At 35.6% G+C, this 25,412-nt stretch carries 26 protein-coding genes and 2 riboswitches; of the genes, 9 read left to right on the top strand and 17 right to left on the bottom strand.

Annotated features, from left to right (window positions below; all coding sequences use genetic code 11):
- Positions 1 to 94 precede the first annotated feature (94 nt).
- From AC0L0O_RS03340 to AC0L0O_RS03330, 3 genes are all read left to right on the top strand, one after another.
- Complete coding sequence (locus tag AC0L0O_RS03340) at positions 95 to 790, top strand: helix-turn-helix transcriptional regulator (protein ID WP_000434117.1); 696 nt, start codon at positions 95 to 97, stop codon at positions 788 to 790.
- Positions 791 to 915: 125 nt separating this feature from the next.
- Positions 916 to 1,158 (top strand): DUF2626 domain-containing protein, encoded by a 243-nt coding sequence (locus tag AC0L0O_RS03335; protein ID WP_000440711.1) that lies wholly within the window; start codon positions 916 to 918, stop codon positions 1,156 to 1,158.
- A gap of 107 nt (positions 1,159 to 1,265) precedes the next feature.
- Positions 1,266 to 2,660, top strand: a complete 1,395-nt coding sequence (locus tag AC0L0O_RS03330) for an L-cystine transporter (RefSeq protein WP_001094329.1) — start codon at positions 1,266 to 1,268, stop codon at positions 2,658 to 2,660.
- 231 nt (positions 2,661 to 2,891) lie between these two features.
- On the opposite strand, the gene AC0L0O_RS03325 is transcribed toward AC0L0O_RS03330, so the two are convergent.
- A complete protein-coding gene (locus tag AC0L0O_RS03325; RefSeq protein ID WP_001008320.1) occupies positions 2,892 to 3,107 on the bottom strand; it encodes a DUF3912 family protein in 216 nt (71 codons plus the stop codon).
- Between the two features lie 252 nt (positions 3,108 to 3,359).
- Here AC0L0O_RS03325 and AC0L0O_RS03320 point away from each other — a divergent pair, with 252 nt between their 5' ends.
- On the top strand, positions 3,360 to 3,671 hold the full coding sequence (locus AC0L0O_RS03320; protein ID WP_001093243.1) for a hypothetical protein: 312 nt from the start codon (positions 3,360 to 3,362) through the stop codon (positions 3,669 to 3,671).
- A 36-nt stretch (positions 3,672 to 3,707) separates the two neighbouring features.
- Here AC0L0O_RS03320 and AC0L0O_RS03315 read toward each other — a convergent pair whose 3' ends face one another.
- From AC0L0O_RS03315 to AC0L0O_RS03290, 6 genes are all read right to left on the bottom strand, one after another.
- The gene (locus AC0L0O_RS03315) at positions 3,708 to 4,196 is read right to left on the bottom strand and encodes a hypothetical protein (RefSeq protein WP_000764252.1); all 489 of its coding nucleotides are present in this window, start codon (positions 4,194 to 4,196) and stop codon (positions 3,708 to 3,710) included.
- A 79-nt stretch (positions 4,197 to 4,275) separates the two neighbouring features.
- On the bottom strand, positions 4,276 to 4,650 hold the full coding sequence (locus AC0L0O_RS03310; protein ID WP_001012351.1) for a nucleoside 2-deoxyribosyltransferase: 375 nt from the start codon (positions 4,648 to 4,650) through the stop codon (positions 4,276 to 4,278).
- 95 nt (positions 4,651 to 4,745) lie between these two features.
- The gene (locus AC0L0O_RS03305; protein WP_000817964.1) at positions 4,746 to 5,006 is read right to left on the bottom strand and encodes a DUF3966 domain-containing protein; all 261 of its coding nucleotides are present in this window, start codon (positions 5,004 to 5,006) and stop codon (positions 4,746 to 4,748) included.
- Between the two features lie 95 nt (positions 5,007 to 5,101).
- Positions 5,102 to 6,160: an undecaprenyldiphospho-muramoylpentapeptide beta-N-acetylglucosaminyltransferase gene (murG, locus tag AC0L0O_RS03300; protein ID WP_000724762.1), complete on the bottom strand. Its 1,059-nt coding sequence runs from the start codon at positions 6,158 to 6,160 to the stop codon at positions 5,102 to 5,104.
- 18 nt (positions 6,161 to 6,178) lie between these two features.
- Positions 6,179 to 9,577, bottom strand: a complete 3,399-nt coding sequence (gene metH / locus AC0L0O_RS03295; RefSeq protein WP_000649714.1) for a methionine synthase — start codon at positions 9,575 to 9,577, stop codon at positions 6,179 to 6,181.
- Positions 9,577 to 11,409, bottom strand: a complete 1,833-nt coding sequence (locus tag AC0L0O_RS03290; RefSeq protein ID WP_000770331.1) for a bifunctional homocysteine S-methyltransferase/methylenetetrahydrofolate reductase — start codon at positions 11,407 to 11,409, stop codon at positions 9,577 to 9,579. Before AC0L0O_RS03290 ends, metH begins: the two co-directional genes overlap by 1 nt.
- A gap of 70 nt (positions 11,410 to 11,479) precedes the next feature.
- A riboswitch (SAM riboswitch) is annotated at positions 11,480 to 11,589 on the bottom strand.
- Positions 11,590 to 11,791: 202 nt separating this feature from the next.
- A riboswitch (SAM riboswitch) is annotated at positions 11,792 to 11,901 on the top strand.
- A 94-nt stretch (positions 11,902 to 11,995) separates the two neighbouring features.
- On the opposite strand from AC0L0O_RS03290, the gene metI reads away from it, so the two are divergent.
- The 4 genes from metI to AC0L0O_RS03270 all read left to right on the top strand — a co-directional run bounded on the left by metI (position 11,996) and on the right by AC0L0O_RS03270 (position 15,631).
- On the top strand, positions 11,996 to 13,108 hold the full coding sequence (gene metI / locus AC0L0O_RS03285; RefSeq protein ID WP_375361240.1) for a cystathionine gamma-synthase/O-acetylhomoserine thiolyase: 1,113 nt from the start codon (positions 11,996 to 11,998) through the stop codon (positions 13,106 to 13,108).
- Positions 13,105 to 14,268 (top strand): cystathionine beta-lyase, encoded by a 1,164-nt coding sequence (gene metC / locus AC0L0O_RS03280; protein WP_000122277.1) that lies wholly within the window; start codon positions 13,105 to 13,107, stop codon positions 14,266 to 14,268. Before metI ends, metC begins: the two co-directional genes overlap by 4 nt.
- A 129-nt stretch (positions 14,269 to 14,397) precedes the next feature.
- A complete protein-coding gene (locus AC0L0O_RS03275; protein ID WP_001090572.1) occupies positions 14,398 to 14,907 on the top strand; it encodes a cysteine hydrolase family protein in 510 nt (169 codons plus the stop codon).
- Positions 14,908 to 15,340: 433 nt separating this feature from the next.
- Positions 15,341 to 15,631, top strand: a complete 291-nt coding sequence (locus AC0L0O_RS03270) for an ArsR/SmtB family transcription factor (RefSeq protein ID WP_000894375.1) — start codon at positions 15,341 to 15,343, stop codon at positions 15,629 to 15,631.
- Between the two features lie 144 nt (positions 15,632 to 15,775).
- On the opposite strand, the gene AC0L0O_RS03265 is transcribed toward AC0L0O_RS03270, so the two are convergent.
- Together AC0L0O_RS03265 and AC0L0O_RS03260 are read right to left on the bottom strand one after the other, a co-directional pair.
- The gene (locus tag AC0L0O_RS03265; RefSeq protein ID WP_000525117.1) at positions 15,776 to 16,888 is read right to left on the bottom strand and encodes a class I SAM-dependent methyltransferase; all 1,113 of its coding nucleotides are present in this window, start codon (positions 16,886 to 16,888) and stop codon (positions 15,776 to 15,778) included.
- A gap of 9 nt (positions 16,889 to 16,897) precedes the next feature.
- A complete protein-coding gene (locus AC0L0O_RS03260; protein ID WP_428888992.1) occupies positions 16,898 to 17,527 on the bottom strand; it encodes an MBL fold metallo-hydrolase in 630 nt (209 codons plus the stop codon).
- Between the two features lie 170 nt (positions 17,528 to 17,697).
- Here AC0L0O_RS03260 and AC0L0O_RS03255 point away from each other — a divergent pair, with 170 nt between their 5' ends.
- Positions 17,698 to 17,871: a DUF2759 domain-containing protein gene (locus tag AC0L0O_RS03255; protein ID WP_000524853.1), complete on the top strand. Its 174-nt coding sequence runs from the start codon at positions 17,698 to 17,700 to the stop codon at positions 17,869 to 17,871.
- Between the two features lie 79 nt (positions 17,872 to 17,950).
- Here the strand turns inward: AC0L0O_RS03255 and glcK are convergent, their stop codons facing one another.
- From glcK to pstA, 8 genes are all read right to left on the bottom strand, one after another.
- A complete protein-coding gene (glcK, locus tag AC0L0O_RS03250) occupies positions 17,951 to 18,934 on the bottom strand; it encodes a glucokinase (RefSeq protein WP_000391706.1) in 984 nt (327 codons plus the stop codon).
- A 19-nt stretch (positions 18,935 to 18,953) separates the two neighbouring features.
- Positions 18,954 to 19,154 carry a YqgQ family protein gene (locus tag AC0L0O_RS03245; protein ID WP_000253699.1) on the bottom strand — a complete coding sequence of 67 codons (201 nt, stop codon included), beginning with the start codon at positions 19,152 to 19,154 and terminating at the stop codon, positions 18,954 to 18,956.
- Between the two features lie 103 nt (positions 19,155 to 19,257).
- The gene (locus AC0L0O_RS03240) at positions 19,258 to 19,836 is read right to left on the bottom strand and encodes a 5-formyltetrahydrofolate cyclo-ligase (RefSeq protein WP_001206424.1); all 579 of its coding nucleotides are present in this window, start codon (positions 19,834 to 19,836) and stop codon (positions 19,258 to 19,260) included.
- A gap of 104 nt (positions 19,837 to 19,940) precedes the next feature.
- Positions 19,941 to 20,090 (bottom strand): 50S ribosomal protein L33, encoded by a 150-nt coding sequence (gene rpmG / locus AC0L0O_RS03235; RefSeq protein ID WP_001265616.1) that lies wholly within the window; start codon positions 20,088 to 20,090, stop codon positions 19,941 to 19,943.
- Between the two features lie 69 nt (positions 20,091 to 20,159).
- Positions 20,160 to 22,514: a sugar phosphate nucleotidyltransferase gene (locus AC0L0O_RS03230; protein ID WP_000679312.1), complete on the bottom strand. Its 2,355-nt coding sequence runs from the start codon at positions 22,512 to 22,514 to the stop codon at positions 20,160 to 20,162.
- 375 nt (positions 22,515 to 22,889) lie between these two features.
- The gene (gene phoU / locus AC0L0O_RS03225) at positions 22,890 to 23,546 is read right to left on the bottom strand and encodes a phosphate signaling complex protein PhoU (RefSeq protein WP_000251234.1); all 657 of its coding nucleotides are present in this window, start codon (positions 23,544 to 23,546) and stop codon (positions 22,890 to 22,892) included.
- A gap of 155 nt (positions 23,547 to 23,701) precedes the next feature.
- On the bottom strand, positions 23,702 to 24,517 hold the full coding sequence (pstB, locus tag AC0L0O_RS03220) for a phosphate ABC transporter ATP-binding protein (RefSeq protein WP_000226683.1): 816 nt from the start codon (positions 24,515 to 24,517) through the stop codon (positions 23,702 to 23,704).
- Between the two features lie 28 nt (positions 24,518 to 24,545).
- Positions 24,546 to 25,412: a phosphate ABC transporter permease PstA gene (gene pstA, locus AC0L0O_RS03215; protein ID WP_428888990.1), complete on the bottom strand. Its 867-nt coding sequence runs from the start codon at positions 25,410 to 25,412 to the stop codon at positions 24,546 to 24,548.

Genomic DNA, 25,412 nt, shown 5'->3' with positions numbered 1-25,412 from the left:
AATTTCCGAATTATTGTCTGAAATTACCTATACTCATGTTTATCTGTATTATAATGTTATTATCTTGGATAAAGTGATAAAGGTGGAGATCCTCATGGAACAAGCTTTAAAAATTACAGGTGTATTATCTGATCCAACTCGTTATTACATTTATAAATATATTTCTCAAAAACATAGTTACGTAACTGTACAAGAAATTGCAGATGAGTTTGACATTCATCCAAACGTAGCACGTTTACATTTATCTAAATTAGAAGATGTTCATATGCTGAAATCAGAAACAAAGAAAACAGGAAAAGGCGGAAGACCAAGCAGATTATATGTATTATCTGATGATGTTATCCAATTACAATTTCCATTCCGTGACTATCAATTGTTAGCAAGAATAGCGTTTAATTCTTTACTTAGCCTTGGTGCTGCTGGTGAAAAAGCGCTATACGAAACAGGGAAACAATTCGGGGCCGAATTAATGCAACAACATATGCAGCGCTTAAATGTGAGTGAAGATGCTTTAACAGTGGAGCAAAAAGTTCAAATTGCAAAGGAAGCCTTTTCAACAGCTGGCTTATCACCTGCATTTGAATTAAGTGCAGATGGAACAAAAATTTTCTATGATGTACACAATTGTCCATTTAAAGAAGTTGCTGTTCATCACCCAACTGAAATTTGTAACATGCACGGAGATATGATGAAAGGGATTTTTGAAATCCTATTCCCTAACACGGAATTAACACGAAATGATAGTCTACTAGATGGATGTAAATCTTGTAATTATAAACTAACAATTTAATTATTCATATAAAAAGAAGCCAATTATAATTGGCTTCTTTTTATATGAACGAATATTTACAATAGTAAGAAAAATAAACTATAATGAAGTGAGGTTTACTTTTTTTAGAAAAGGAGGGAGATGGCATGGAGCGCATGTTTCGCGTTCTCGGCTTTTGGACTGGAATTTTCTCGGTTATGTTTTACGTAGGGGATATGCATTCGACTGCACTACTATTTTTAGGACAAACAGGATTCTTCGTACTTTTAAGCTATTTAAAATTAACAGAGCGTATGTATATATACGTATTCGGGGCATATTTGACTGTTTTCTTCATAGGATTTACATACTACACGACGTTCTTACATGTCCCAGGGGCTGGACATTAAAAGGTGGCATTTTGCCATCTTTTTTTTAATTCCGGAATTCCCTAGTTGACTTATAGGTTTTATTGATTTATATTCTATATAACAGATTGGAATTAGGGGGAATCATCATGAATACACTGCTTGTCGGAATTAACGTTGCAGTCATGCTCATTTTAGTTGGCGTATTATATTATATGCAACGTAAGCATGTATCTTTTAATAAACGTGTATTTACTGCTTTAGGAATCGGAATTATCTTCGGTCTTATATTACAATTTATTTATGAGCCTACTTCTAAAGTCATTATTGAATCAAATACTTGGTTTGGCTTAATTGGTAGCGGTTATGTGAAATTACTTCAAATGATCGTTATGCCACTTATTTTAGTATCTATCATTTCAGCATTTACAAAATTACAGTTAACGAAAAATCTTGGTAAAATTAGTGGTCTTATTATCGGAATTTTAATTCTTACTACAGGAATTGCTGCAGCTGTCGGTATCGCTGCAAGTGCAGGGTTTGATGTATCCGCAACAGGCTTGCAACAAGGTGATGCAGAATCTGCTCGTCTGAAGCTAGTTGAAGAAAGATTTACTTCTATTGAGAAGACAACAATTCCAGATAAATTATTAGAGCTGTTACCTACAAATCCATTTCTTGATTTAACAGGTGCTCGTCCAACTTCAACAATTTCTGTTGTAATATTTGCAGCATTTATCGGTATCGCCTTTATAGGTGTAAAACGAAAATATCCAGAACAAGCAGAGCTATTTAAGAAGATGCTTGATGCTGTATATGCAATTGTAATGCGTATGGTAACATTAATTTTACGTCTTACTCCATACGGCGTATTAGCTCTTATGGCAAAAACAGTTGCTGGTAGCGATATAAATGCTATTTTAAAACTTGGTAACTTCGTGTTAGCGTCTTACGTGGCACTTATCGTAATGTTCGTTATCCACTTATTATTAATTGCTCTATCTGGTTTAAATCCAATTCAATATTTGAAAAAGGTGTTCCCTGTATTAACATTTGCATTCACATCTCGCTCTAGTGCTGGTGCAATGCCATTAAATATTGAAGCTCAAAAAGAAAAACTTGGTATTTCTGAAGGGATTGCAAACTTCGCAGCCTCATTTGGAGTATCTATCGGGCAAAACGGTTGCGCAGGTATTTATCCAGCAATGCTTGCAATGATGGTCGCTCCAACTGTAGGAATTGATCCATTACAACCACAATTTATTTTAACTTTAATCGCTGTTGTTGCAATTAGCTCATTTGGTGTTGCCGGCGTTGGTGGCGGTGCAACATTCGCAGCGTTAATCGTACTATCTACAATGAACTTACCAATCGGTATTGTCGCTCTTGTTATCTCAGTTGAACCATTAATCGATATGGGTCGTACAGCTCTTAACGTAAGTGGTTCTATGACAGCAGGTCTTATTTCAAGCAAATGGCTTGGTGAATTAGATCAAGATACGTACAATCAAGATGATACAAAAACTGGTGAAATTGCTTCATAATGAAAAGGACGCTAACAAAAACTGTTAGCGTCCTTTTTTAGTTCTTTTCATCTTCCTCTTTATCTTTTATACATAAAGCGTATATACATAAAGCATAACATATTGTTTCAAACACTATGTAAAATCCCGTTCTTTATACTTCATTTCCATCTCCTTAAACACGGAAAAAGAGAATACAATAACATATTCTCTTTCCTCAAATATATTTCATTATCTCACAGCCCGTCCTTTTCACAAATAACCATTTTGTTCGCACCATTTATGAAATTGTCCTACATCTACTCCAACTAACACGATATCCTTGAGCTCTACATCAATACTTTGTTCTCCAATTACAATAGCAAACTGCGATTCTAATTTCGTCTCGTTTTTCTTTACAATTCCAATTCGGTTCCGATGCGCTCCATCTTTTATATATGCTTTTTGTCCTACAATATCAAAGTTCAAGATTTTCACCTCTTTTACTGCGCTCAAATTGGAAATACAATCTCCACCTCGGAAAATTTCCTTTCATTGCACTATTTCTCTATATATATGACGAAACAATAAAAGAGTCCTTCCTTCTTTACAATTATTTTTTCTTTGTTTCATTTTTGTGATTGAAACGTAAAGTTTATAATAAAATACACTTGGAAGCGCTTTCTATGTAATTTTTTATGTTATAATATATAAGTAGAACTTCGTAAAGAGGGTTAAAAAATGAATACAAAAATGATAAAAAAAGTAATTGAAGCATTAAAAGTATATGGCTTTCAGAATGTATCATTCTGTGACAAAACGAAACAATTTTTATTTCATAACGAAACCGATATTATGAGCGGCTATGCAGAAATAACATATAGTAGTCAATTTGAAAAATTCAACGTACAAATTCATCCTATTGAAACGCATCATCAAGCAGAGTTACAAGAGGTTGAAAGACATATACAAGCCTGCATAAGAAAAGTGGAATATTTAAACGCACTTCTTAGCGGACAAACAAAACTAGATGATAAAATTATTATAATGTAAAAAAAGAACGTGAGGTGATCACGTTCTTTTTTTACATTATATGTTCATCTTTTCCTTTAGTTGTAATCCTGTAATGGACTCTAATACATCCATTGCTTCTCCAAATGCCATATTAAAAATTGTCTTATCTTCTATGTATGGAAATTGTCTAAAGCGCTTTTCTAACATTTTTACGGCGTCCGACGTAAAGTGGGCACTATCAATGCCAAATTCTGTTTCAAGAAGAACGATCCAATCTAACACATGAAAACCTAATCCATTTACGAATGAAATAAGTTTTTCTTCTGGCTGTGAAGATAAGAATACGTGTCGTTCCATCTCACTAAAAAGTTCTTCTCCTAAAATATCAGCTAATTCCTCATCATGTTCGCGGTCAATAATTTCTTCATAACCATAATCATCAACAAGCTCTTCTACTTCTTCACTATCTGCAAAAAGTAATTGGCTAAGCTGCGCATCTTTCTTAAATTCACTTTTTTGTACGACTTCTAAAAAGCTCGTTTCCCATCCATTTTCTAATTTCATATTATGTACTCCTTTATATACGTTTCTTATCATCACTGTACCCAAAAGATCACTTTTATAACCTTTTAGGTAGTTATTATTATTTCACATGATTCATAACAGAAGATGCAAATTCTGCTGCATCTCCTTCAAAAATATTTATTTCTGGCAAATGATAGAACGTTGTTTGGAGCGGATTTCCTTCATGATATACATATATCTTTTTCTCTAGTGCAATCGCCATTCCAAACTCTGTATGGCTCCCATTTCCACCATCTAATATAAGTAAAAATACATCCGCTTCTTTAATAGCATTCTTTTCTGCCTGACCAATTTCTCTTAATTGTTCTTGATTCACTGCTCTTTCGTTTTTGGTCCAATCATATGTATGGTGCCATCCTGCATGTTTCAGTTCATTCGCTATAGAGCGTACAATTTGTTTATTTTGGAATCCTGAAGCAATGTAAAAATTCATTTATATACACTCCTTCATTATGTATGGGGAAACTCCTTTTTAGCGTTACTTGTTATAGCTATGATAAAAAACGACTTCAAAAAAAATCCCCATCTTTAAAACTTATTTGCGTTTAAATGATGGGATGCTTCATGATCTTCTTTTATTTTTTGCTTTTTATAACTTTCATCAGCTAACATTTCTAGTTCAGCTGTTATCTCTGATTTTTCAAGCTCTCTTTCTTGCGAAAATTTCCTTGAAATATAAACAATAACACTACCAACGTACAACACAAAGCATATAATAAGTGCAGTATTTTCATAGAGACTTAGCTCCAACACAGTCACTCCTAATCCATTCGTATTTTCACGCTTCATTAATTGGAATTTCCCTACTAACCATTTGCTATTGTAACATAAAAACACCGTTTCTTGGAATCTTTCATCCTACTAAAAGAGGCATGATTGTTTCATCATGCCTCTGAAATATGGTGAATGATTGTTTGAATCGCTTCTTTTCCATTATATTTTTTTAATGCGGTTTTATATGCCTCATTATTATGAGATAACTCTTCAACATGCTTTATAAGAGAATTGACAGTCACATCTTCTTCATACAGTACAGAGGCATATCCTTGCCTTTCAAATGATTCTGCATTTAATATTTGGTCTCCACGACTTGCAAATTTCGATAGCGGAATTAGAAGCATCGGCTTTTGCAATGTTAAAAACTCAAAAATAGCGTTGGACCCCGCACGTGAAATAACAAAATCTGTTATCGCTAATATATCCGGCAGTTCCCCGTGTACATATTCAAATTGTCTATATCCTTCTTTATTTTGTAAACTATCATCAAGATTACCTTTTCCACAAAGGTGAACAATTTGATATTTTCTCAGAAGTTCTGGTAACGCTTCTCGAACCGTTTCGTTAATTTTTTTTGCGCCCAAACTTCCTCCCATAATTGTAATAACTGGCTTTTTACGTGAAAAACCTAAAAACGCTAAAGCTTTTTCACGATCTCCCTTTAGTACTTCTTCACGTACAGGAGACCCTGTATAAATTACTTTTTCTTTCGGTAAATGTTTCGCAGCTTCTTCAAATGTAACAAATATTTTTGAAGCGAAACGGAGCGCAATTTTATTTGCTAGTCCTGGCGTCATATCAGACTCATGTAATAAAACTGGTACTCTATTTAGCCATCCTCCAATTACGACTGGTACAGATACGAAACCACCTTTTGAAAAAATCACATCTGGTTTTAGTTTTCGAATCCTTACATACGCGTCCATAACACCCTTCATCACAAGAAAAGGATCTTTTATATTTTTTAAATCAAAATAACGGCGTAGCTTTCCACTCGCAATACTATAGTACGGAATATCTTCCTTTTCTATAATCGTCTTCTCAATTCCTTGATGAGAACCAATATAAGAAATGTCCCAGTTGTCTTCCTTTAAATATGGAATAATGGCTAAATTAGGTGTTACATGCCCTGCCGAACCGCCACCTGTAAAGACTATTTTTTTCATACGTCTCCCCCTTCTAGACTATAATACACTAAAATATCTTGCCTCGGGGTGAGAAAATACCATAGCCGTTACAGATGCTTCTGGTTCCATCATAAACCCTTCCGTTAATGAAATACCTATTTCTTCTGGATGAATAAGTCGAAATAACTTTTCTTGATCCGCAAGTTCTGGACATGCTGGATAACCGAAGGACACGCGTATCCCTCTATATTTCGTACGGAAACGTTCTTCCATCGTCAATTCTGGTGAATCTGGAATACCCCAGCGATCACGAATAAGCATATGTGTTTTTTCAGCAAGTCCTTCTGCTAGTTCAAGCGCTAACGATTGAATGGCATGACTGCGTAAATAATCACCTTTCGCCTTCCACTCTTCAGCAATGCCCCGAACGCCTTCTCCAACCGTAACAGATAGGAAAGCAACATAGTCCATCTCATCTCCAATTGGTCGTAAATAATCACCTAAAGTACGATATGGAGCCCTTCCTTGCCTTGGGAATGTGAAACGCTCTATAACACGCGTATGATCTTCTGGATCATATATTACAATGTTTTGTCCGTCACTTTGCGCTGGGAAAAATTGATACACCGCTTTCGGTTTTAACCAAGATTGTCCTTCCTGCAATAATTCATCTATTAAATCATTTAATTCATGTGCTCTTTTATCTCCCTCTTTCAAAAGCTTCTTCACGCTTCCTTTTAATCCAAGATGATGTCCAAGTAGCATTTGTCTATTCAGAAATGGTGCGAGATGAAGGGCGGGAACATCTCGTAATACAATTCGCTTCGTTGAATCAGGTACCATAACCTCTGATTTTGGTAATGGCTCAATTACTGCTGGAATTTCTATTTTCTTTTCTTCTTTTGTTACGATATGAAGATGACGTTCTTTTTTATCCTGCTTCATCTTCTCACGCTCTTCTTCTTTTTGAAGCTTATTAATAATATCCAGCCCCGTCATCGCATCACTTGCATAACATACGAGCCCTTTATAAGATGGCGAAATGCGATTATCTGTAAACTTTCTCGTTAGCGCTGCCCCGCCTACAACAATTGGAATATCAATATCCGCAGCTTTTAAATCTTCTGCAGTCGTTACCATTTGTTGAGCCGATTTTACTAATAAACCAGAAAGACCTATAATATCAGGCTTCTTTTCTTGTACTTCTTGAACAATTCGATCCGAGCGAACATTGATTCCTAAATTAATAATCTCATATCCGTTATTCGCTAAAATAATTTCAACGAGGTTTTTCCCAATATCATGTACGTCACCTTTAACAGTTGCTAATAATACTTTCCCTTTTTTTGCACTATCGCTAGATTCCATATGTGGCTCTAAATAACTTACAGCAGCTTTCATACTTTCAGCACTTTGCAATACTTCAGCAACGATTAGCTCATTATTATTAAATAATCGTCCTACCTCATCCATCCCTGTCATAAGTGGGCCATTAATAATATCCAAAGGTTTTCTTCCTTCTGTAAGCGCGAGGCTTAAATCTTCGTGTAACCCTTGTTTTGTCCCTTCTACAATGTAATTAGCTAACCTTTCATCAAGAGTTAATGTTTCTTGGACAACAACATCTTTCTTTTTTGCCACGCGATAAAAGTTTGTAAATTCTTCTAGCGTCTCTTGCGTCGTTTCAAAAAGTAATGCATCTGCAAGCCGTTTTTCTTCATCAGGAATTGATGCATAGCGCTCTAATTTTTCCGTATTCACAATCGCGTAGTCTAATCCTGCTTTCGTTGCATGGTATAAGAAGACCGAATTTAATACTTCGCGGCCAGCTGGTGGTAAACCAAATGATATGTTACTTACACCTAAAATCGTTAAACATTCTGGCAATGCTTCTTTAATAAGACGAATCCCTTCTATTGTCGCTGCCGCCGAGCCAATATATTCTTCATCCCCTGTCCCTACAGGAAACACGAGTGCATCAAAAATAATATCTGACGGGCGTATACCATATTTCGTGGTCAATAACTCATAACTTCTTTTCGCAATTTCGAGTTTTCTTTCTGCACTTACTGCCATACCGTCTTCATCAATTGTTCCTACAACAATAGCGGCACCATATTTCTGAAGAAGCGGCGTCACTTTTATAAATCGTTCTTCTCCATCTTCTAAGTTAATTGAATTAATAACAGCTTTCCCTTGAATATAAGTAAGAGCTCGCTCCATCACATGTTCATCTGTTGAGTCAATCATAATCGGTACTTTTAACACTTTCGTAACTTCTGCCAAGAAGTTTTCCATATCTTCTATTTCATCCCGGTCCGGGTCTGCCATACAAATATCAATAATATGAGCATTTTTCTTCACTTGCGCTCTTGCGACTTCAGCAGCCTCTTCAAATTTCCCTTCTGCTACTAATCGTTTAAATTTACGTGATCCAATAACGTTTGTTCTTTCACCAACAAATAATGGTCTCATAGAGTCATCATATTGCAGTGCCTCTAATCCACTAACTCCATGACCTTCTCGTTCATGATGTTCACGAGGCTTTAGGGATGCTAGTGCTTCTTTCATTGCTTTTATATGTTCTGGTGTTGTGCCACAACAACCACCGATAATATTAACCCATCCTTCTTCAGCAAATCGCTTCACTTTTTCAGCGAGAGAAGATGGAGATTCATGATAATGTCCATCTTCATCAGGAAGACCTGCATTTGGATAACAAGAAATGTAACACTCCGACAAATCAGATAGTGAACGAATATGATCTCTCATAAACTCCGGACCAGTCGCACAGTTTAATCCAACAGATAATGGCTTCATATGTTCTACCGATAAGTAAAAAGCCTCAATTGTTTGCCCAGCCAGAGTCGTTCCCATCGGTTCAATCGTTCCCGAAATCATGATAGGTACAATTTTTTTTAGTTCGTCAAAGGCTGCTTGAATTCCAATATAAGCAGCCTTCACGTTACGCATATCTTGACTCGTCTCAACTAGTAATACATCAACTTCTCCTTTCAACAATCCTCTTGCTTGCCGTGTATAAGCTTCAATTAATTCTTCAAACGTTACACCACCAGTAACACTAATCGCTTTCGTTGTCGGTCCCATTGCTCCGGCAACATATACTTCCTTCCCACTTTCTTTGACTGCTTGCTTCGCTAAACGCGCTGCCTTCTCATTTAGCTCTTCGTCTAAATGAGATAACTCATAATCACTTAGTACAATATTTGTTGCCCCAAATGTATTCGTTTCAATAATATCCGCTCCAGCTTCAATGTAAGCTTTATGAATCTTTAAAATAACATCTGGTCTTGTTTCTACTAAATACTCATTACAACCTTCATACTCTTCCCCTCCGAAATCTTCCGCAGTTAAGTCCTCTTGCTGGATCATCGTTCCCATTGCACCATCTAATAGTAAGATGTTATTTTGTAATTTTTCTTCTATACATTTCATCAATTAATACCTTCTTTCACTTCTTGCTTTTCTCTCACATATTTAACAAGATGTTCTGTAATTTCATATTTTAGAAATGGCGTAATAAGATAAATACCGTTAAAATATTTCATCGTCTCATCAATCAACTCTTGTGAAATACGAATTCCTTCCTCAATTGCCGCCTCTTTCGTTTCATGACCATCCATCCTCTCCCTTACGGCTTCCGGTAGCGTAATACCTGGCACCTCAAAATGAAGAAAATCTGCATTCCGTTTACTTATTAATGGCATAATGCCAATAAAAATAGGTTGTTCCAAATGCTTCGTCGCTTCGTACACTTCTTCGATTAACGCGATATCATAAATCGGCTGCGTTAAGAAATATTCCGCTCCAGCATCTATTTTCCGTTCCATTCGCTTAACCGCTGCTTTTAAATGTCTTACATGCGGATTAAACGCGCCGCCTACTGAAAACCTTGTTGCTGGACCTATCGATTTCCCTAAAATAGAACGCCCATCGTTCATTTCTTTAATCATTTTAATGAGCTCAATAGAGGATAAATCATATACAGAAGTGGCACCTGGAAAATCACCAACGCGTGCTGGATCACCAGTTAAAGCTAATACTTCTTCCATACCTAACGCTGACAAGCCTAGCAAGTGAGATTGTAGTCCGATGACGTTATGGTCTCTACACGTTAAATGCGTCAATACCGGAATATCGTGCTTCGTTAATAATGCTCCCATTGCCATATTTGAGATACGAGGCGATGCTAATGAATTATCTGCTAGAGTAATAGCATCTGCTCCAGCCCTTTTCAATGCTCTTGCGCCTTCAAAAAATCGCTGCGTATCTAACGTTTTCGGTGGATCTAATTCTACTACTACTGTCGTTTGTTTTTTTGCTTTCTCTGCTAAAGTGACATGAGCTTTTGAACGTTTCTCGTGTGTATGAACTACTTTCGGTCTTTGAATCGTATCTTTTTCTATTACAGGTGTAACATTTAGAGTCGCACGTTTCATACTTTCAATATGTTCTGGAGTCGTGCCACAACAACCACCCAATAACCGAATACCTTGCTCAATAAATTTCGGTGTCATCGCTTCGAAATAAGCTGGACTCCCCTCGTATACATAACGTCCCTCCACATAATTTGGGAGACCTGCATTTGGATACGCTGACAAGTAACCATTTTTCGGAATCGATATCATTTTAAAAGCTTCCGTCATATGAAGTGGCCCTAGTTGGCAGTTCAATCCAACAACATTTGCACCGTAATCTAAAAGCTGTTTTAATATTTCATTTACATCATTTCCATTTTGAGTCGTACCTGCCTCATGTAACGCTAATTGCGCTACAATTGGAATATTCGTTTCTTTTCGTAACACCTGAACAGCATGGAGTAATTCAAACTCATCATAAAAAGTCTCTAATAGCAGTCCATCAACCTGTTCTTCTAATAATGCACTTGCTTGTTCCAGTAACATAAATTCTCGCTCCATATCAGTTGTCGTAACCGCTCCAATATGTTTCATACCACCTATTGTTCCTAAAATTGCATTTCTGTCTGTAACAGATGCTTTCGCCAGTTTTACTGCGGCTCTATTAATTTCAGTAACTTGATTTTCTAAACCATACATACGTAATTTCGCTTCATTTGCTCCGTACGTATTTGTTTGAATTACATCTGCCCCAGCAGCTACATATTGCTTATGAATCGATATAATTAAATCTGGATCAGATATATTCAATTCTTCAAAACTACTTTGCAAACCGTGTGAATGTAATAATGTTCCAACCGCACCATCACCTATTACAATTCCTTTTGACAATAAATCTAGTAATTTCACAAATCTCCCTCATTTCTATCAATATAAAAACCCCCTCTTCACTTTGAAGAGGGGGACATAATTGTTCCTCCTCTTATTATGCAAAACATTCGTTTTGCAGGTATTAGCACCGTTTCAAACATTTCGTTTGAAGGTTGCCGGGTTTCACAGGGCCTTTCCCTCCACCGCTCTCAATAAGAGTTGTCTTTATTATTTTATTTATGTAGCTAAAAGGAAATGCGTTCCCCTTTTAACAATGTTTGTTAATTTTTTAATAAATTTAGCACGCACAAATGCAAAAGTCAATGACACTTGCGTAAAAATAAAAATTATTTAAAATAAAGTTGCAATTCAATTATCTTTTGTTGTAAAGTTAAAACCATAATAAAATTTCATACGAACATTCTTATCTAGAGAGGTAGAGGGACTGGCCCTATGACGCCTCAGCAACCATTAACATTTGTTAATAAGGTGCTAATTCCAGCAAATTGTGAAAAATTTGACAGATGAGAAGAAGACTCTATTCAAACCGAAAGCCTTCTTCTTAGAAGGCTTTTTTTATTTTATATTCAACTACTGGTTCAATTTAAAAAGGAGGAATTTTTACATGTCAACTATCGAAACAAAACTAGCGCAAATCGGAAACCGGAGTGAAACTACAACAGGAACTGTTAATCCGCCTGTTTACTTTTCAACTGCTTATCGTCACGAAGGAATTGGTAAATCTACTGGATTTGACTATTCACGAACTGGAAATCCAACTCGCGGCCTATTAGAACAGGCAATCGCAGACTTAGAATACGGCGAACAAGGTTATGCCTGTAGTTCCGGTATGGCAGCTGTGCTCCTTGTCCTTTCCCTATTCCGCTCTGGAGACGAACTTATTGTATCCGAAGATTTATACGGGGGCACTTATCGATTATTTTCTGAGCACGAAAAAAAGTGGAATGTTCGATGTAGATACGTAAATACACAATCTATTAAACAAATTGAGCAAGCTATCACAACTGAAACGAAAGCTATTTTCATAGAAACCCCGACAAATCCATTAATGCAAGTTACTGATATTGCCGCTGTCGCAACTGTAGCAAAAAGACACGGACTACTTCTTATTGTAGACAACACATTCTACACGCCTTATATACAGCAGCCATTAACAGAAGGTGCTGACATTGTACTTCATAGCGCAACAAAATATTTAGGAGGACATAACGATGTACTAAGCGGACTTGTCGTTGCAAAAGGAAAGGAACTTTGTGAGGAAATCGCCCATTATCATAATGCATCAGGTGCGGTCTTAAGTCCATTTGACTCATGGCTATTAATCCGTGGTATGAAAACGTTAGCGCTTCGCATGAGACAACATGAAGAAAATGCAAAAGCAGTTGTTGCTTATTTAAATAATGAGGACGGGGTGACAGATGTATTTTATCCTGGAAGAGGCGGCATGATCTCATTTCGTCTTAAAGATGAAGAATGGATTAATCCATTCTTACAATCTTTATCCTTAATTACATTCGCCGAAAGTCTTGGTGGTGTTGAAAGTTTAATGACATATCCAGCAACACAAACACACGCTGATATTCCTGAAGAAATCAGAACAGCAAACGGTGTATGTAATCGTCTTCTTCGATTTTCTGTTGGCATTGAAAATAGTAACGATTTAATTCAAGACTTACAGCAAGCCATTAAACTTGTAAAAGAAGGTGTAAGAATATGAGTTATTCTATAGATACACTCTTACTACACAACCAATATAAACATGATCCACAAACAGGAGCGGTTAACGTTCCCATCTATAACACATCAACATTCCACCAGTTCGATGTAGATACGTTCGGGAAATATGACTATAGCAGGTCAGGAAATCCAACTCGTGAAGCTCTTGAAGACATCATTGCTTTATTAGAAGGCGGAACGAAAGGATTTGCCTTCGCATCAGGAATTGCAGCGATTTCTACTGCATTCCTCCTTCTTTCACAAGGTGATCACGTACTCATTTCAGAAGACGTATACGGAGGGACTTATCGAATAATAACTGAAGTTCTCTCCCGTTATGGTGTTTCACATACATTTGTTGATATGACCAATCTAGAAGAAATCAAGCAAAATATAAAACAAAATACAAAGCTCTTTTATGTAGAAACACCTTCTAACCCGCTTTTAAAAGTAACAGATATTCGTGCTGTTTCTACACTTGCAAAATCTATTGGCGCTCTTACTTTTGTTGATAATACATTTTTGACACCACTATTCCAGAAACCACTTGATCTCGGCGTAGATGTCGTTCTTCATAGCGCTACAAAGTTCATTGCTGGTCACAGTGATGTTACTGCTGGATTAGCGGTCGTAAAAGATGCCGAACTTGCTCAAAAACTTGGATTTTTACAAAATGCATTCGGCGCCATTTTAGGACCTCAAGATTGCTCTCTCGTACTTCGCGGTCTAAAAACATTACATGTACGTCTTGAGCATTCAGCTGCGAATGCCAATAAAATTGCACAGTATTTACAAGAGCACAGTAAAATTCAAAATGTCTATTATCCTGGCTTACAAACACATCTTGGATTTGATATTCAACAATCTCAAGCAACATCGGCCGGAGCTGTCCTATCCTTCACTTTACAATCAGAAGATGCACTCCGCCAATTTTTATCAAAAGTAAAATTACCTGTGTTTGCAGTTAGTTTAGGAGCTGTCGAATCAATTCTTTCCTATCCGGCTAAAATGTCACATGCAGCACTGTCACAAGAAGCTCGTGATGAAAGAGGTATTTCCAATTCATTACTTCGTTTATCCGTCGGCCTTGAAAATGTTGATGATTTAATATCCGACTTTGAAAATGCCCTTTCTTATGTAGAAGAACCTGTAAATGCATAGAATGAACAGAAGATATGAAATTAAGTTTTCATATCTTCTGTTTACATAGTTCACAAAAAATAAATCCATTACCTTCTATTTCAAGGTAATGGATTTATTGATATATTAAGGGATAAAAGGGGGAGAATAATGAATACTTGTGATATTTTAATCGTTATTGATTTACAAAATGGAGTATGTTATAGCGAAGAACATTTATTCGATTTAAAAAACTTACTTACAAAAGTAAATAAAAGAATTTCTTCATACAGAAAATTAAATAAACCAATCATTTTTGTTCAACATTGTGACGATGATTTAGTACCCGAAAAAGAACTTTGGGCTATTCATTCTGATCTAGATGTTCAAGAGCAAGATTTTTTTATAAGAAAAACACATGCAAATTCGTTTTTTAAAACTAACTTAATAGAAATTTTAGACCAATTATCTGTACAGCGTATTGAATTTTGTGGTGCCCAAACTGAGTACTGCATGGATGCTACGATTAAATTTGCCCATGGACTAGGGTACGAAAACTTCATGGTACAGAAAGCAACGTCTACGTTAAATAATCCATTTATGTCCGCAAAAGAGACAATTGATTTTTATGAAAATATATGGAACAACAGATTTTTAAAATTGATAAAAGATGAAATCTAGAATACATAACTAATATCTTGGTAATTCTAAGATTTATCAGCTATATTCAAACATTTCATTTTCACCATAAAGAAGCTGATTACATTCAGCTTCTTTTCTTTTAACCTGTTTTATATTCTATATATAACATTACAATTCCTTTTTCATATTATTTTAAAAATTTTGTATATTCATTTGAAAGAATAAGAAAATCATGATAAAATTGTGTTACAAATATATCTATATCTTTCAATTTTTAAAACGCATCGAAATTTTCACCCAAAAATGTCATTTTACAAAACCGTGCTAAATCATCTACTTTATTTACATCAGGGTCTCTTTTCTTACAATTTCTTTACTTTAGGAATGTTTTTCTGCAACAACTGTTTTCTTTTCTTTAATTTTTTGGTATGTATAGTATGGTATAACAGCTCACACGGAGGTGGAAAAAAACATGTTAGAAACCTTTCAAAAAGAAATAGAACTATATGAAAGCAATGCAGAATTATTGAAAGTACTTGCTCATCCTGTTCGCTTATGTATTGTAAAAGGATTAATTGAACGTGGTCCAAGCAACGTTTCTACAATGTACACTGGCTTAAACATGCCACAATCTACAATTTCACAGCATTTAGCAAAATTAAAAAGTGCTAAAATCGTTTCAAGCGAAAGAAAAGGTTTGGAAATTTATTACAAAGTAGAAAACGAGACAATTATTCAACTCGTTCGCGTATTATTGGGTTAGGGACTCATAAACAGAGAAAAAGGACGTATTTTATATTTTTTATCTCATATCTTTAATATAAATATATATCATGAGAGGAAATATATGATGCTACATAAGTCGTATTAAAAAACAAGACACAGAACTATGCTGTGTCTTGTTTTTTTATATTTTCAAATACCGATCCAAGTGTAACTGTTGCATATGTTTCGTATGTATAACAACATCAAATGCATTCCCTAATCCTCCATTCAAAATCATAGAACGAACTGCACGATTTTGTTTTTGAGTTTCAGAAAAAGGATTCCTATCTTGGTGATTTGTAAGCTGATCTAGTATCCCTGCTGCTAACAAAAACTCAGATTGTTTCTTATGCCATACCGTATTCATACCTTGCAGACTAAACATCTCTTTCAATTCGTCCCAATGAATATGAGTAGTAAGATCCATCTCACCTGGATGCGCTAAAGGATTACGAATTAACTTATGCTCGTAATATCCTCGTAAACTTCCTTCTTGATGTGCAGGATGCATCCATTCTTCTTTTGTATATCCATAATCAACTGTAATACATACACCTCGTTGAAACCATTTCGCAATTTCTTTTATAAATTCTTCCATCGCAATCGGTACTTCAAAACGCTGGCCTTCAGCAAGATGAATATTATATTTCAATAAGTATCGACCAATTCTTTTATGTAACGGCCTACATACTTCTGCAAGTTTCCCTTCCTCTGTGTACGTAACACGTACTTCATACAATATTCCATTTCTCTTCTCAATTACTTCAACAGGAAATGCATCAAATAACTCATTTGAAAAAAGAATCCCTTCGAATGATTCTCCCATTTCACTATGCGACGTATAGTATGACACGTTAGAAAACGAACAAAGACTTTTCTGCTGTAATTTTCTATGAAAAGGGCTCATTTCAATCATCGAATAGTTTAAATTAATAAAAGTTTCCGGTGATAATTGCTTCCATTCTTGTAAAACATCATAGGCAAACCTTCCTGTTCCCCCACCAATCTCACAAATATTCGGAGCAACTTCACCATTTTCAACAAGACGAACAAAAAACTTAGCAAAGGTTTTTGCAAAAGCAGAAGATACGTTGCTACTTGTAAAAAAATCCCCTTGTCTTCCTATTTTTTCACGTTCTTTCATATAGTATCCATGTTCCTCTGCGTATAATGCGAGTTTCATATATGTACTGTATGAAATTGAATAATCCTTTTCTTTTTCCATCCATTCTTTTAAAATGAGCTCCATCCCCATACTAGCTCCTTACTGTAAAAATGGATTATTTTCTTTTTCAAAACCAATGCTTGTTTCTGGACCATGTCCACATAGCACCGCTGTTTCATCAGGTAATACAAATAATTTCTCTTCAATACTTCCAATCAATTCAGCAAAACTTCCACCAGGTAAATCTGTTCTTCCGATGCTCATTTGGAACAATACATCTCCAGAAAATACAGCACTCGCCTCTTTACAATAATAAGAAATACTACCTGGAGAATGTCCTGGCGTCTCAAAAATTTCAAAATTAAATGAACCAATTGCTAATGTACCTTCTGCATCAATAATATGATCTGCTGGTTTTGCTGTAATACTGCGATTCATCATAAAAATTTGAGAACCATTTACAGTTGCATCACCTAACCAATCTTCTTCTTCTTTATGTACGTACACAGGAATATGAAAAGCGTCTCTTACCGCATCAACAGCGCCAATATGATCAAAGTGAGCATGTGTTAATAAAACAGCCAGTGGCTTTAATTGCTCTTCTTGTAAATATGTAACGAGCTTCTCTCCTTCATGACCAGGATCAAAGATAACACATTCATTTTTATCATTCTTTAAAATATAAGCATTTGTTTGTAATAGGCCTAACGGCATTTGTATCCATTTCATATGAAAATCTCCTCCAATTATTAAACTTACTTTCAATGATACAACATTTTTTTCTCTTAGGAAAAGAAAGGATGCTATCTCGACAATCATTTTTAAAACATGTACAATATAAAAGAGTAAATTTTCTAAAAACTCATATTAAGGAATGGGTAGACAGAGGAGGATATTGTATGGGCCTTGTTATTATTTTTACGCTTGTCACTCTGTTAGCTGTATTTGCTACGCTTAGAACACTTCGGGAAAAGAATTTTCTCGCGGGTGGCTTTGCCATTGCAACTGTACTCGTTTTCGGATGGTTTACAATCATGACTGTTCTATATAACGGGTACCCACCAGCAGCTTAATTCATTTACAGATTATTCTTCATCCAGATTTCGCACAAAAAGAGGAAGGGTTTCCCTTCCTCTTTTCATAGTTCACAACTTATATCATCTTCGCTTCGTATTTGTGCTTTTTTACAAGCCAAGCTCCTCCGATAACACCTGCATCATTACCAAGTGTTGCAATAGCTAACTTCGTGCTCTTTACAGCACGTGAGAAAGCATATTGCTCGAAATAACGTTGAATTGGTTCTAATAATGCATCTCCAGCTTTAGAAACGCCTCCACCAATAACAATTTTCTCTGGATTCAACGTGCTCGAAAGGTTCGCTACAGCTAATCCTAAATAAGAAGCTACCTTTTCTACTACTTCGCCTGCTAGTTCATCACCTTGTCCATGTGCTTCAAATACGTCTTTTGATGTAATACGCCCTTCTTCTGCTAACATAGAACGTAGAATACTTTCTTTATCAGTCTCTTGTATTTTCTGCATAGCAACACGTACAATACCTGTTGCAGATGCTACAGTTTCTAGGCAACCAGACTTCCCGCAATTACATGGGAAAGCATTCTCTGTAACGACTGTAATGTGTCCAATCTCACCAGCAGCACCGCTTACGCCATGTACAATCTCGCCATTAGCAATTACACCGCCGCCAACACCAGTGCCAAGTGTCATACAAATTAAATCTTTTGCTCCTTCACCAGCACCCTTCCACATTTCACCAAGTGCCGCTAAATTTGCATCATTATCAATAACAACAGGTAATCCTGTTTCTACTTCTAATAAATCTTTTAACGGATAGTTTTTCCATCCTAAGTTAACCGCTTCATAAATCATTCCAGACGCCACGTGTACAGGGCCAGGAGCTCCCATACCAATACCGATTAACTTACTTTTTAATTCACCTAACTCTTCTAACTTTTTATCAATAGCTTTCGCTACATCAAGTGTAATATGTTTTCCTTGCTCATTTGTATTCGTAGGGATTTCCCACTTATGTAAAATTTCACCGTACACATTAATAAATGCTAATTTAATCGTTGTACCACCAAGGTCAACACCAACTAACCATTTCTCTTCCATGTTGCTTACCTACCTTTATCTAATTCTTATTTAGCTCTTTTTGAATTTCTTGCTTCAATAAAAATAAAGCTGTTTGATAGTCTTGTGGATCGATTAGCTGTGATTGATTTAATTCACGCAATTCATCTTGCATTAATTGTAAATCTGCAATTCGATCTCCTGTATAAATAATCGTACCAAATTTCTTTAGCAATTGCTGAATATCATATATAGATACCATTTCATCACCCTCTATGCTCACTTACTATAAAAAATTATAATAAGAAAACGTTCACATATTTTATTATAATCAAGAAGAAAAAGTCTCGTCAATTTTTATTTGTCTATACAAGCCCATTTTTAACCATTGTTCCTTTTTCTGTAATAATTTTTTCTACATTTTTATCAAACGGCTCTACTGGAATATGTTCTACCATTTGAAAACTATAAGCTAATGATAGCGTTTTCCCTTTATAATGCACGAGATAACGATCATAATAGCCACCGCCATATCCAATCCGTTCTCCTCGCTCTGTATAAGCTACGCCTGGTACGATTTGAAGGTCAATTTCATCTGCATTCACTTCTTCCGTAAGTGCTGGAATTGGCTCACGTAAATTCATATACACTGTTTCTAATTGATCAAAATTACTAATTTGCCTAAAGGACATCGTTCTTGTTTCTTTATTACACTTCGGAACAACAACTCTCTTTCCTTCTTTCCAAGCTTTTTCGATAATAGGATATGTATTCACTTCATTTTCCATCGAGAGAGTGATTCCAATTGTTTTAGCTTCAGCCCACTCTTTTTGCTCATACAACGAAAATGCTATTTGCTCTGATAAAGTTGTATACCGTTCTTTTGATAAAGAATTCATGTGCTCTATTATTTGTTTACGTAAACGTAGTTTCTCTTCTCTCACACATTTTCCCCCTCACAGTGATACTTTTCTCTACGATGATAGTGTATCATTTTTAAGAGAGGAATCGAATAAAAAAAGAAACAGTAGGAAAATATTCCTACTGCTTACTTTGTTTCACGGTGTAACGTAGACTTCTTGTCACGCTTGCAATACTTTTTAAGCTCGATACGCTCAGCGTTGTTACGTTTGTTTTTCTTTGAGATATAGTTACGATCTCCGCATTCTGTACATGCTAGAGTAATATTCACACGCATTCTTATTTCCCTCCAGTACTAATAACTTAAATCAGACTATACTATAATACCACTTTTAAAATAAAAATTCTACACCTTTTGATATTGTCTAATTTTTTCTATAAGATTTTTCATGTTTTCCCTTGCTATGACTGGGTTTCTAGCATGTGAATACACTAAAAATTTCGGTTGTTTTGTGTCAGAAACGATATAAGACCACTCTTTTTCGGTATATTTGAACTGTACTCCTTCAAATATACCTTCTTCCTTTCTTTCCATATCAGCCAATAATTTCCTCATCACTTTCCCTTTTTCATTCCATGAACATACAACTTCATCACAAAGTAAATAGAGCGGAGGTGATTGCTCTACTATGCTGAGAAATGTTTTTCCCTGCAATGCTATTAGCTCAAATAATTTTCCAATTCGATATAGGATATCTCGCTTCCATCTCGCTTGAAACGACTTTTTTTCATCCTGCGTATAAAATAGAAGGTAACATTCTCCTAATTTCAAAGACATTGGGTAAATATTTCCTGCCGATTCAAGTAATAAATCTGGAATATCTACCTCTTCAAAATCTGTCCCCTGGTAAATGTTACTATGATTATCATATAACTCAAAATAATTTCCTTGCTCTGAAAACATGAGTGCCATATTCGCTTTACTTGATTTCATCAAGGCCTTCACATGATCCTTCTGTTCACCTGCATAAATCCACGTAACTGTGCATCCAAGCCTTTGCAAAAAAAGCATAAGTAAATGTTGTAACATATCATTTCTCTTATTAATAAGAAGGTGGAACTTCTGTTTTTGTATTTTCTCAATATCAATGCGCTCTAATACAGCTTCTATATAATCATGTAAAGAAACATGGACCAGCTTATTTCGCCCCATTTCTTTCTCACATACGTAATAAAAAGACTCAGACATATATACTTGTTCTATCGCTTTTTGCTGCTTATACGTTAATTGTGCCCCATCCTGACCATATAACTTTATAATAACCTCTTTTTCATTTTCCACTTGAATGAAAACTCCACCTGCACATTGTAAATCTTGAATGCTATACTGAAAAAGCGATTCGTTCATTTCTTTGCATTCCATCGTATGAATCCCAATACCATGAATCGCATGAAGAAAAAGATTTTTATAAGAAGTCGTTTCTATATGTTCTTGGCTCCCGATTAATATACTTTCCCCTTTGGTAAAAAGGGATCCGTACGCCATCGCTACCTTTACTATAAATTGAGGGGTGATTTCAACGTTCCCTCTTCCTACAATGCGACTTTTTTGCAGCCATCCGGCGCTCTTTTCACTTTCTTGAACACCAGCCGATCCTACTACCGAATAGCTATCAATCGCCTTATATGGCCATAGTTTTCCCTTTTGCTTAATTACCGTACTTTTCCCTATATGACAATGATCTGCTACAATACTTTTTTGAAACAATGTAACGTCATCTTCCACCATTGTATGCTCTCCTATTGTCGTTTCTAATAACTCGCAATATTGTCCAATGTGCGCATTTGCAAAAACAATACTTTTTTGAAGATGAGAATAACTCGAAACAATACTATTTTTCCCGATAATAGAGTACGGCTCAATTACAGCCCCGGCACCAATTTTTGCTCCCTCTCCAATAAAAGAAGGGCCGTGAATTTTTGTGCCTTTTCCAATCGTCACACCTTCCCCCATCCATACCATTGGCAATACTTCAGTATAAGGAATAGGTACTTGCAATTTTTTTGTTAACAAATCAAATTGGGCTTGTCGATATTGATCAAATGTACCGATATCTAACCAATAACCTTCTGATAAATATGCAAATAACGCGTTTTTATTTGCCAATAATGGAAACACATCTTGACTGAAATCAAAAAATTCTCGGGGCGGTATGTAAGAAAAAATTTCTGGCTCCATAATATATATACCTGTATTCACAATATTAGAGACTACTTCATTCCAACTCGGTTTTTCTATATATCGTGTAACCTCTTGTTCTTTGTTCATTACAACTAGACCGAATGAGAGTGGATTTTCTACTTCCTTTACAAACATAGTTACCATTCTTTTCTGTTGTTCATGAAACGTAATTCCTTTTGATAATTGAAAATCAGTTAACGCATCCCCACTTATGACAACAAACGTTTCATCCAAAAATTTTTCCGCTTGTTTAATACTCCCTGCAGTTCCAAGCGGTGGAGAGTCTTCAAAGTAGTACAAGTTAACGCCCCATTTGCTACCGTCACCAAAATATTGCTTAATGGCCGTACTCATATACTGAACAGTAATTGCAATCTCACGTATACCATGCTGACGCAATAATTCAATATTGTATTCCAAAACTGGCTTTTCTAATAATGGCAACATCGGCTTTGGAGTATTACATGTTAATGGTCTAAGGCGTCGTCCTTTTCCTCCAGCTAAAATAACCCCCTTCATATACTTCAGCCTCCACTTATATAATGTTCAGTAACTTCATATACGATATGTATATTATCTACCCAGCATTAACTAGCAGTATAAAATAAAAATTTCATTAATAAAGATTTTGTTCATCTCCTACTGGTTGTTAGCCTTGACCAATCGGGCCGATAAGTAGTAAAGCTTCTCCTATATACATGCACCTTTTAAACGTCTAAAGAAAGCGCTTACTATTAACTTTGTAAAATATTACTTAATAAGTGAACAACATATCTGTCCTATTTTTTCCATTATATTATGATACATCTTACCATCATACACTAATGGAAACAACGAGCTTTTTTTGTCATGTTTTGACTAAAAAAAGCAGGTGATGTTTCACCTGCTTTTTCCTTATTCATTTAATAAGTAATGCTTTCCTTTTACTAAATAAAAAACATTTTCAGCAATATTTGTAATATGGTCTGCTACACGCTCAATATATCTCGCTACAAACGATAATTGTGTAATTTGTGTAATTGCTTCTGGTTGTTCTGGAACTGAAGAAATAAATTCACGAATCGCTTTCCCATATATTTCATCAACTGAATCATCCATTTCGGCAATTTGCTTCGCAAACGTTAAATTTTCTTGCTCATATGCATCTAACGCTAACTGTAACATGTTATTTGCAATTGCAAACATCTCATCAAGATTGTGCAAACTAACAGACACTTCTTTTTCCCCGAGACGAATTGTTGATTTCGCAATATTAACAGCATGATCTGCAATACGTTCTAAATCTGTCGCTGTTTTAATTGAAATGAAAATCCTTCTTAAATCACTTGCTACAGGTTGCTGCTTCGTAATAAGCATAAGCGCAAGATCATTTATTTCCTCTTCTAAATTATCCATACGATAATCCCCATCTATTACCTCTAACGCTTTCTCTACATCCCTTTTATGAAGACCTTCCATAGCAAGCAATAAAGCTTCCCTCGCTAGTTCGCCAAGCTCAATCACTTTTTGCTGTAACGTTTTTAAATCACATTGAAACTGTTCTCTTACCATTGTTTCTTCCCCCTCAATATTATATATATCTCCTACCTAGCCCACTTATAATAAGCCTTAAGATAGGAGAAGTATTACTTCTCTAATTTACATGAGGTAAAAATAAGAAATACCCTCTGTTAAGAGGGTATTTGCTCTTATCCTTGCTAGCGACATCAACCGAATCGGCCTGTAATATAATCTTCTGTACGCTTATCTGAAGGTGTCGTAAATAATTTATTTGTATCTGTATACTCCACAACTTCTCCACTTAAGAAGAAAGCAGTTTTATCTGAAATACGTGCTGCCTGTTGCATGTTATGTGTTACGATAACGATGCTAAAGTCTTTCTTTAATTCTTGAATTAATTCTTCTACTTTTAATGTTGAAATTGGATCTAGTGCCGATGTTGGCTCATCCATTAAAATAACGTCTGGTTCAATCGCTAAACAACGTGCGATACATAGACGCTGTTGCTGTCCACCAGATAAACCATATGCATTATCATGCAAACGATCTTTTAACTCATCCCAAATTGCTGCTCCACGTAAACTTTTTTCAACAATTTCATCTAATGTTTTTTTATCGCTAATACCATGAATTTTCGGACCGTATGCTACATTTTCATAAATAGATTTTGGAAATGGATTTGGTTTTTGGAACACCATTCCTACATGTGTTCGTAATTCTTCAACTGGGTATGATTTATCAAATATATTGCGCTCTCTATATTCAATTACGCCTGTAGTTCGTACGATTGGTACTAACTCTACCATACGATTTAATGTTTTTAAGTAAGTTGATTTACCACAACCACTTGGCCCGATAATTGCCGTAACTTCATTCTCATGAATGCTTAAGTTAATATCTTTTAAAGCATGATCTTCTCCGTACCATAGATTTAAGTTTTTCGTATCAAACACTACTTTCTTTGGCGCAGTCTCAATTTTCTCCTCGTTTTTCACCTGTACATTTACTACTGTTGCCACCATTTGAATTCCCCTTTCATCCATTTCCAACTTATTTTCGATTTCGTAACCATAGGACAAATATATTGATCAAGAGCAATAAACCTAACAAAACAATCATCCCAGCAGCTGCTACATACTGAAATTCTTCTTGTGGTCTACTCATCCAATTAAAAATTTGAATTGGTAAAACTGTAAATCTATCAAACATACTAAATGGAACATAATTTGCAAATGCAAGTGCCCCAATAACTAATAACGGTGCCGCTTCTCCAATCGCTCTTGATATCGCTAACGTACAACCTGTTATAATTCCTGGAAAAGCATACGGCAATACAATTCGATACATCGTTTGCCACTTCGTAGCACCTAATCCGTAAGAAGCTTCTAATAATGAATTTGGTACTAATCGTATCGCTTCCTGACTTGCTACAACAACTGTAGGTAAGACGAGTAAACTCATCGTCAGTGCCGCCGCAATAATACTCTCACCTAAATGAAGAGCATATACAAAAATAGTTAAGCCGAGTAATCCAAATACAACGGAAGGTACTCCTGCTAACGTTTGATTATTAATTTCTATTACCTTTTTAAATATAGATTCCTTCGCATATTGTTCTAAATAAAGAGCAGTCCCGACTCCAAATATAAAGGAGACTGGTATAACAATACTCATAAATAATATTGTTCCTGACAATGCTGCAGCAATCCCAGCTTCTTTCGGATTACGCGAAGCGAAGTTTGTAAAAAACTCTAACGAAAGGTAACTGATACCTTTTTCAAAAATTTGAAAAAGCAAAATAAGTAGTATTACTATTGAAAACAAAATTGCTATATAAAATAACAATTTGTAAATTCGATCTTTTAAAAACCGTGATGCCATATTCGCTTGTATTTTTTTATGATTCAACATTCGCAT

It is taken from the genome of Bacillus sp. GS3m_15504 (assembly GCF_055825275.1).
The sequence above is the reverse complement of the archived record's forward strand: the minus strand, read 5'-3'. Positions and strand labels throughout refer to the sequence as shown.

What these genes read in the sequence shown, in the direction of transcription:
- AC0L0O_RS03270 (WP_000894375.1), top strand. Translation starts at nt 15,341, where the DNA reads ATGTTAGAAACCTTTCAAAAAGAAATAGAACTATATGAAAGCAATGCA.
- AC0L0O_RS03310 (WP_001012351.1), bottom strand. Translation starts at nt 4,650, where the DNA reads ATGAATTTTTACATTGCTTCAGGATTCCAAAATAAACAAATTGTACGC.
- metC (WP_000122277.1), top strand. Translation starts at nt 13,105, where the DNA reads ATGAGTTATTCTATAGATACACTCTTACTACACAACCAATATAAACAT.
- AC0L0O_RS03340 (WP_000434117.1), top strand. Translation starts at nt 95, where the DNA reads ATGGAACAAGCTTTAAAAATTACAGGTGTATTATCTGATCCAACTCGT.
- metH (WP_000649714.1), bottom strand. Translation starts at nt 9,577, where the DNA reads ATGAAATGTATAGAAGAAAAATTACAAAATAACATCTTACTATTAGAT.
- AC0L0O_RS03265 (WP_000525117.1), bottom strand. Translation starts at nt 16,888, where the DNA reads ATGGGGATGGAGCTCATTTTAAAAGAATGGATGGAAAAAGAAAAGGAT.
- AC0L0O_RS03320 (WP_001093243.1), top strand. Translation starts at nt 3,360, where the DNA reads ATGAATACAAAAATGATAAAAAAAGTAATTGAAGCATTAAAAGTATAT.
- pstB (WP_000226683.1), bottom strand. Translation starts at nt 24,517, where the DNA reads ATGGTGGCAACAGTAGTAAATGTACAGGTGAAAAACGAGGAGAAAATT.
- AC0L0O_RS03335 (WP_000440711.1), top strand. Translation starts at nt 916, where the DNA reads ATGGAGCGCATGTTTCGCGTTCTCGGCTTTTGGACTGGAATTTTCTCG.
- rpmG (WP_001265616.1), bottom strand. Translation starts at nt 20,090, where the DNA reads ATGCGTGTGAATATTACTCTAGCATGTACAGAATGCGGAGATCGTAAC.
- AC0L0O_RS03230 (WP_000679312.1), bottom strand. Translation starts at nt 22,514, where the DNA reads ATGAAGGGGGTTATTTTAGCTGGAGGAAAAGGACGACGCCTTAGACCA.
- pstA (WP_428888990.1), bottom strand. Translation starts at nt 25,412, where the DNA reads ATGCGAATGTTGAATCATAAAAAAATACAAGCGAATATGGCATCACGG.
- AC0L0O_RS03245 (WP_000253699.1), bottom strand. Translation starts at nt 19,154, where the DNA reads ATGGTATCTATATATGATATTCAGCAATTGCTAAAGAAATTTGGTACG.
- AC0L0O_RS03315 (WP_000764252.1), bottom strand. Translation starts at nt 4,196, where the DNA reads ATGAAATTAGAAAATGGATGGGAAACGAGCTTTTTAGAAGTCGTACAA.
- AC0L0O_RS03305 (WP_000817964.1), bottom strand. Translation starts at nt 5,006, where the DNA reads ATGAAGCGTGAAAATACGAATGGATTAGGAGTGACTGTGTTGGAGCTA.
- murG (WP_000724762.1), bottom strand. Translation starts at nt 6,160, where the DNA reads ATGAAAAAAATAGTCTTTACAGGTGGCGGTTCGGCAGGGCATGTAACA.
- AC0L0O_RS03275 (WP_001090572.1), top strand. Translation starts at nt 14,398, where the DNA reads ATGAATACTTGTGATATTTTAATCGTTATTGATTTACAAAATGGAGTA.
- metI (WP_375361240.1), top strand. Translation starts at nt 11,996, where the DNA reads ATGTCAACTATCGAAACAAAACTAGCGCAAATCGGAAACCGGAGTGAA.
- AC0L0O_RS03255 (WP_000524853.1), top strand. Translation starts at nt 17,698, where the DNA reads ATGGGCCTTGTTATTATTTTTACGCTTGTCACTCTGTTAGCTGTATTT.
- AC0L0O_RS03260 (WP_428888992.1), bottom strand. Translation starts at nt 17,527, where the DNA reads ATGAAATGGATACAAATGCCGTTAGGCCTATTACAAACAAATGCTTAT.
- glcK (WP_000391706.1), bottom strand. Translation starts at nt 18,934, where the DNA reads ATGGAAGAGAAATGGTTAGTTGGTGTTGACCTTGGTGGTACAACGATT.
- AC0L0O_RS03330 (WP_001094329.1), top strand. Translation starts at nt 1,266, where the DNA reads ATGAATACACTGCTTGTCGGAATTAACGTTGCAGTCATGCTCATTTTA.
- phoU (WP_000251234.1), bottom strand. Translation starts at nt 23,546, where the DNA reads ATGGTAAGAGAACAGTTTCAATGTGATTTAAAAACGTTACAGCAAAAA.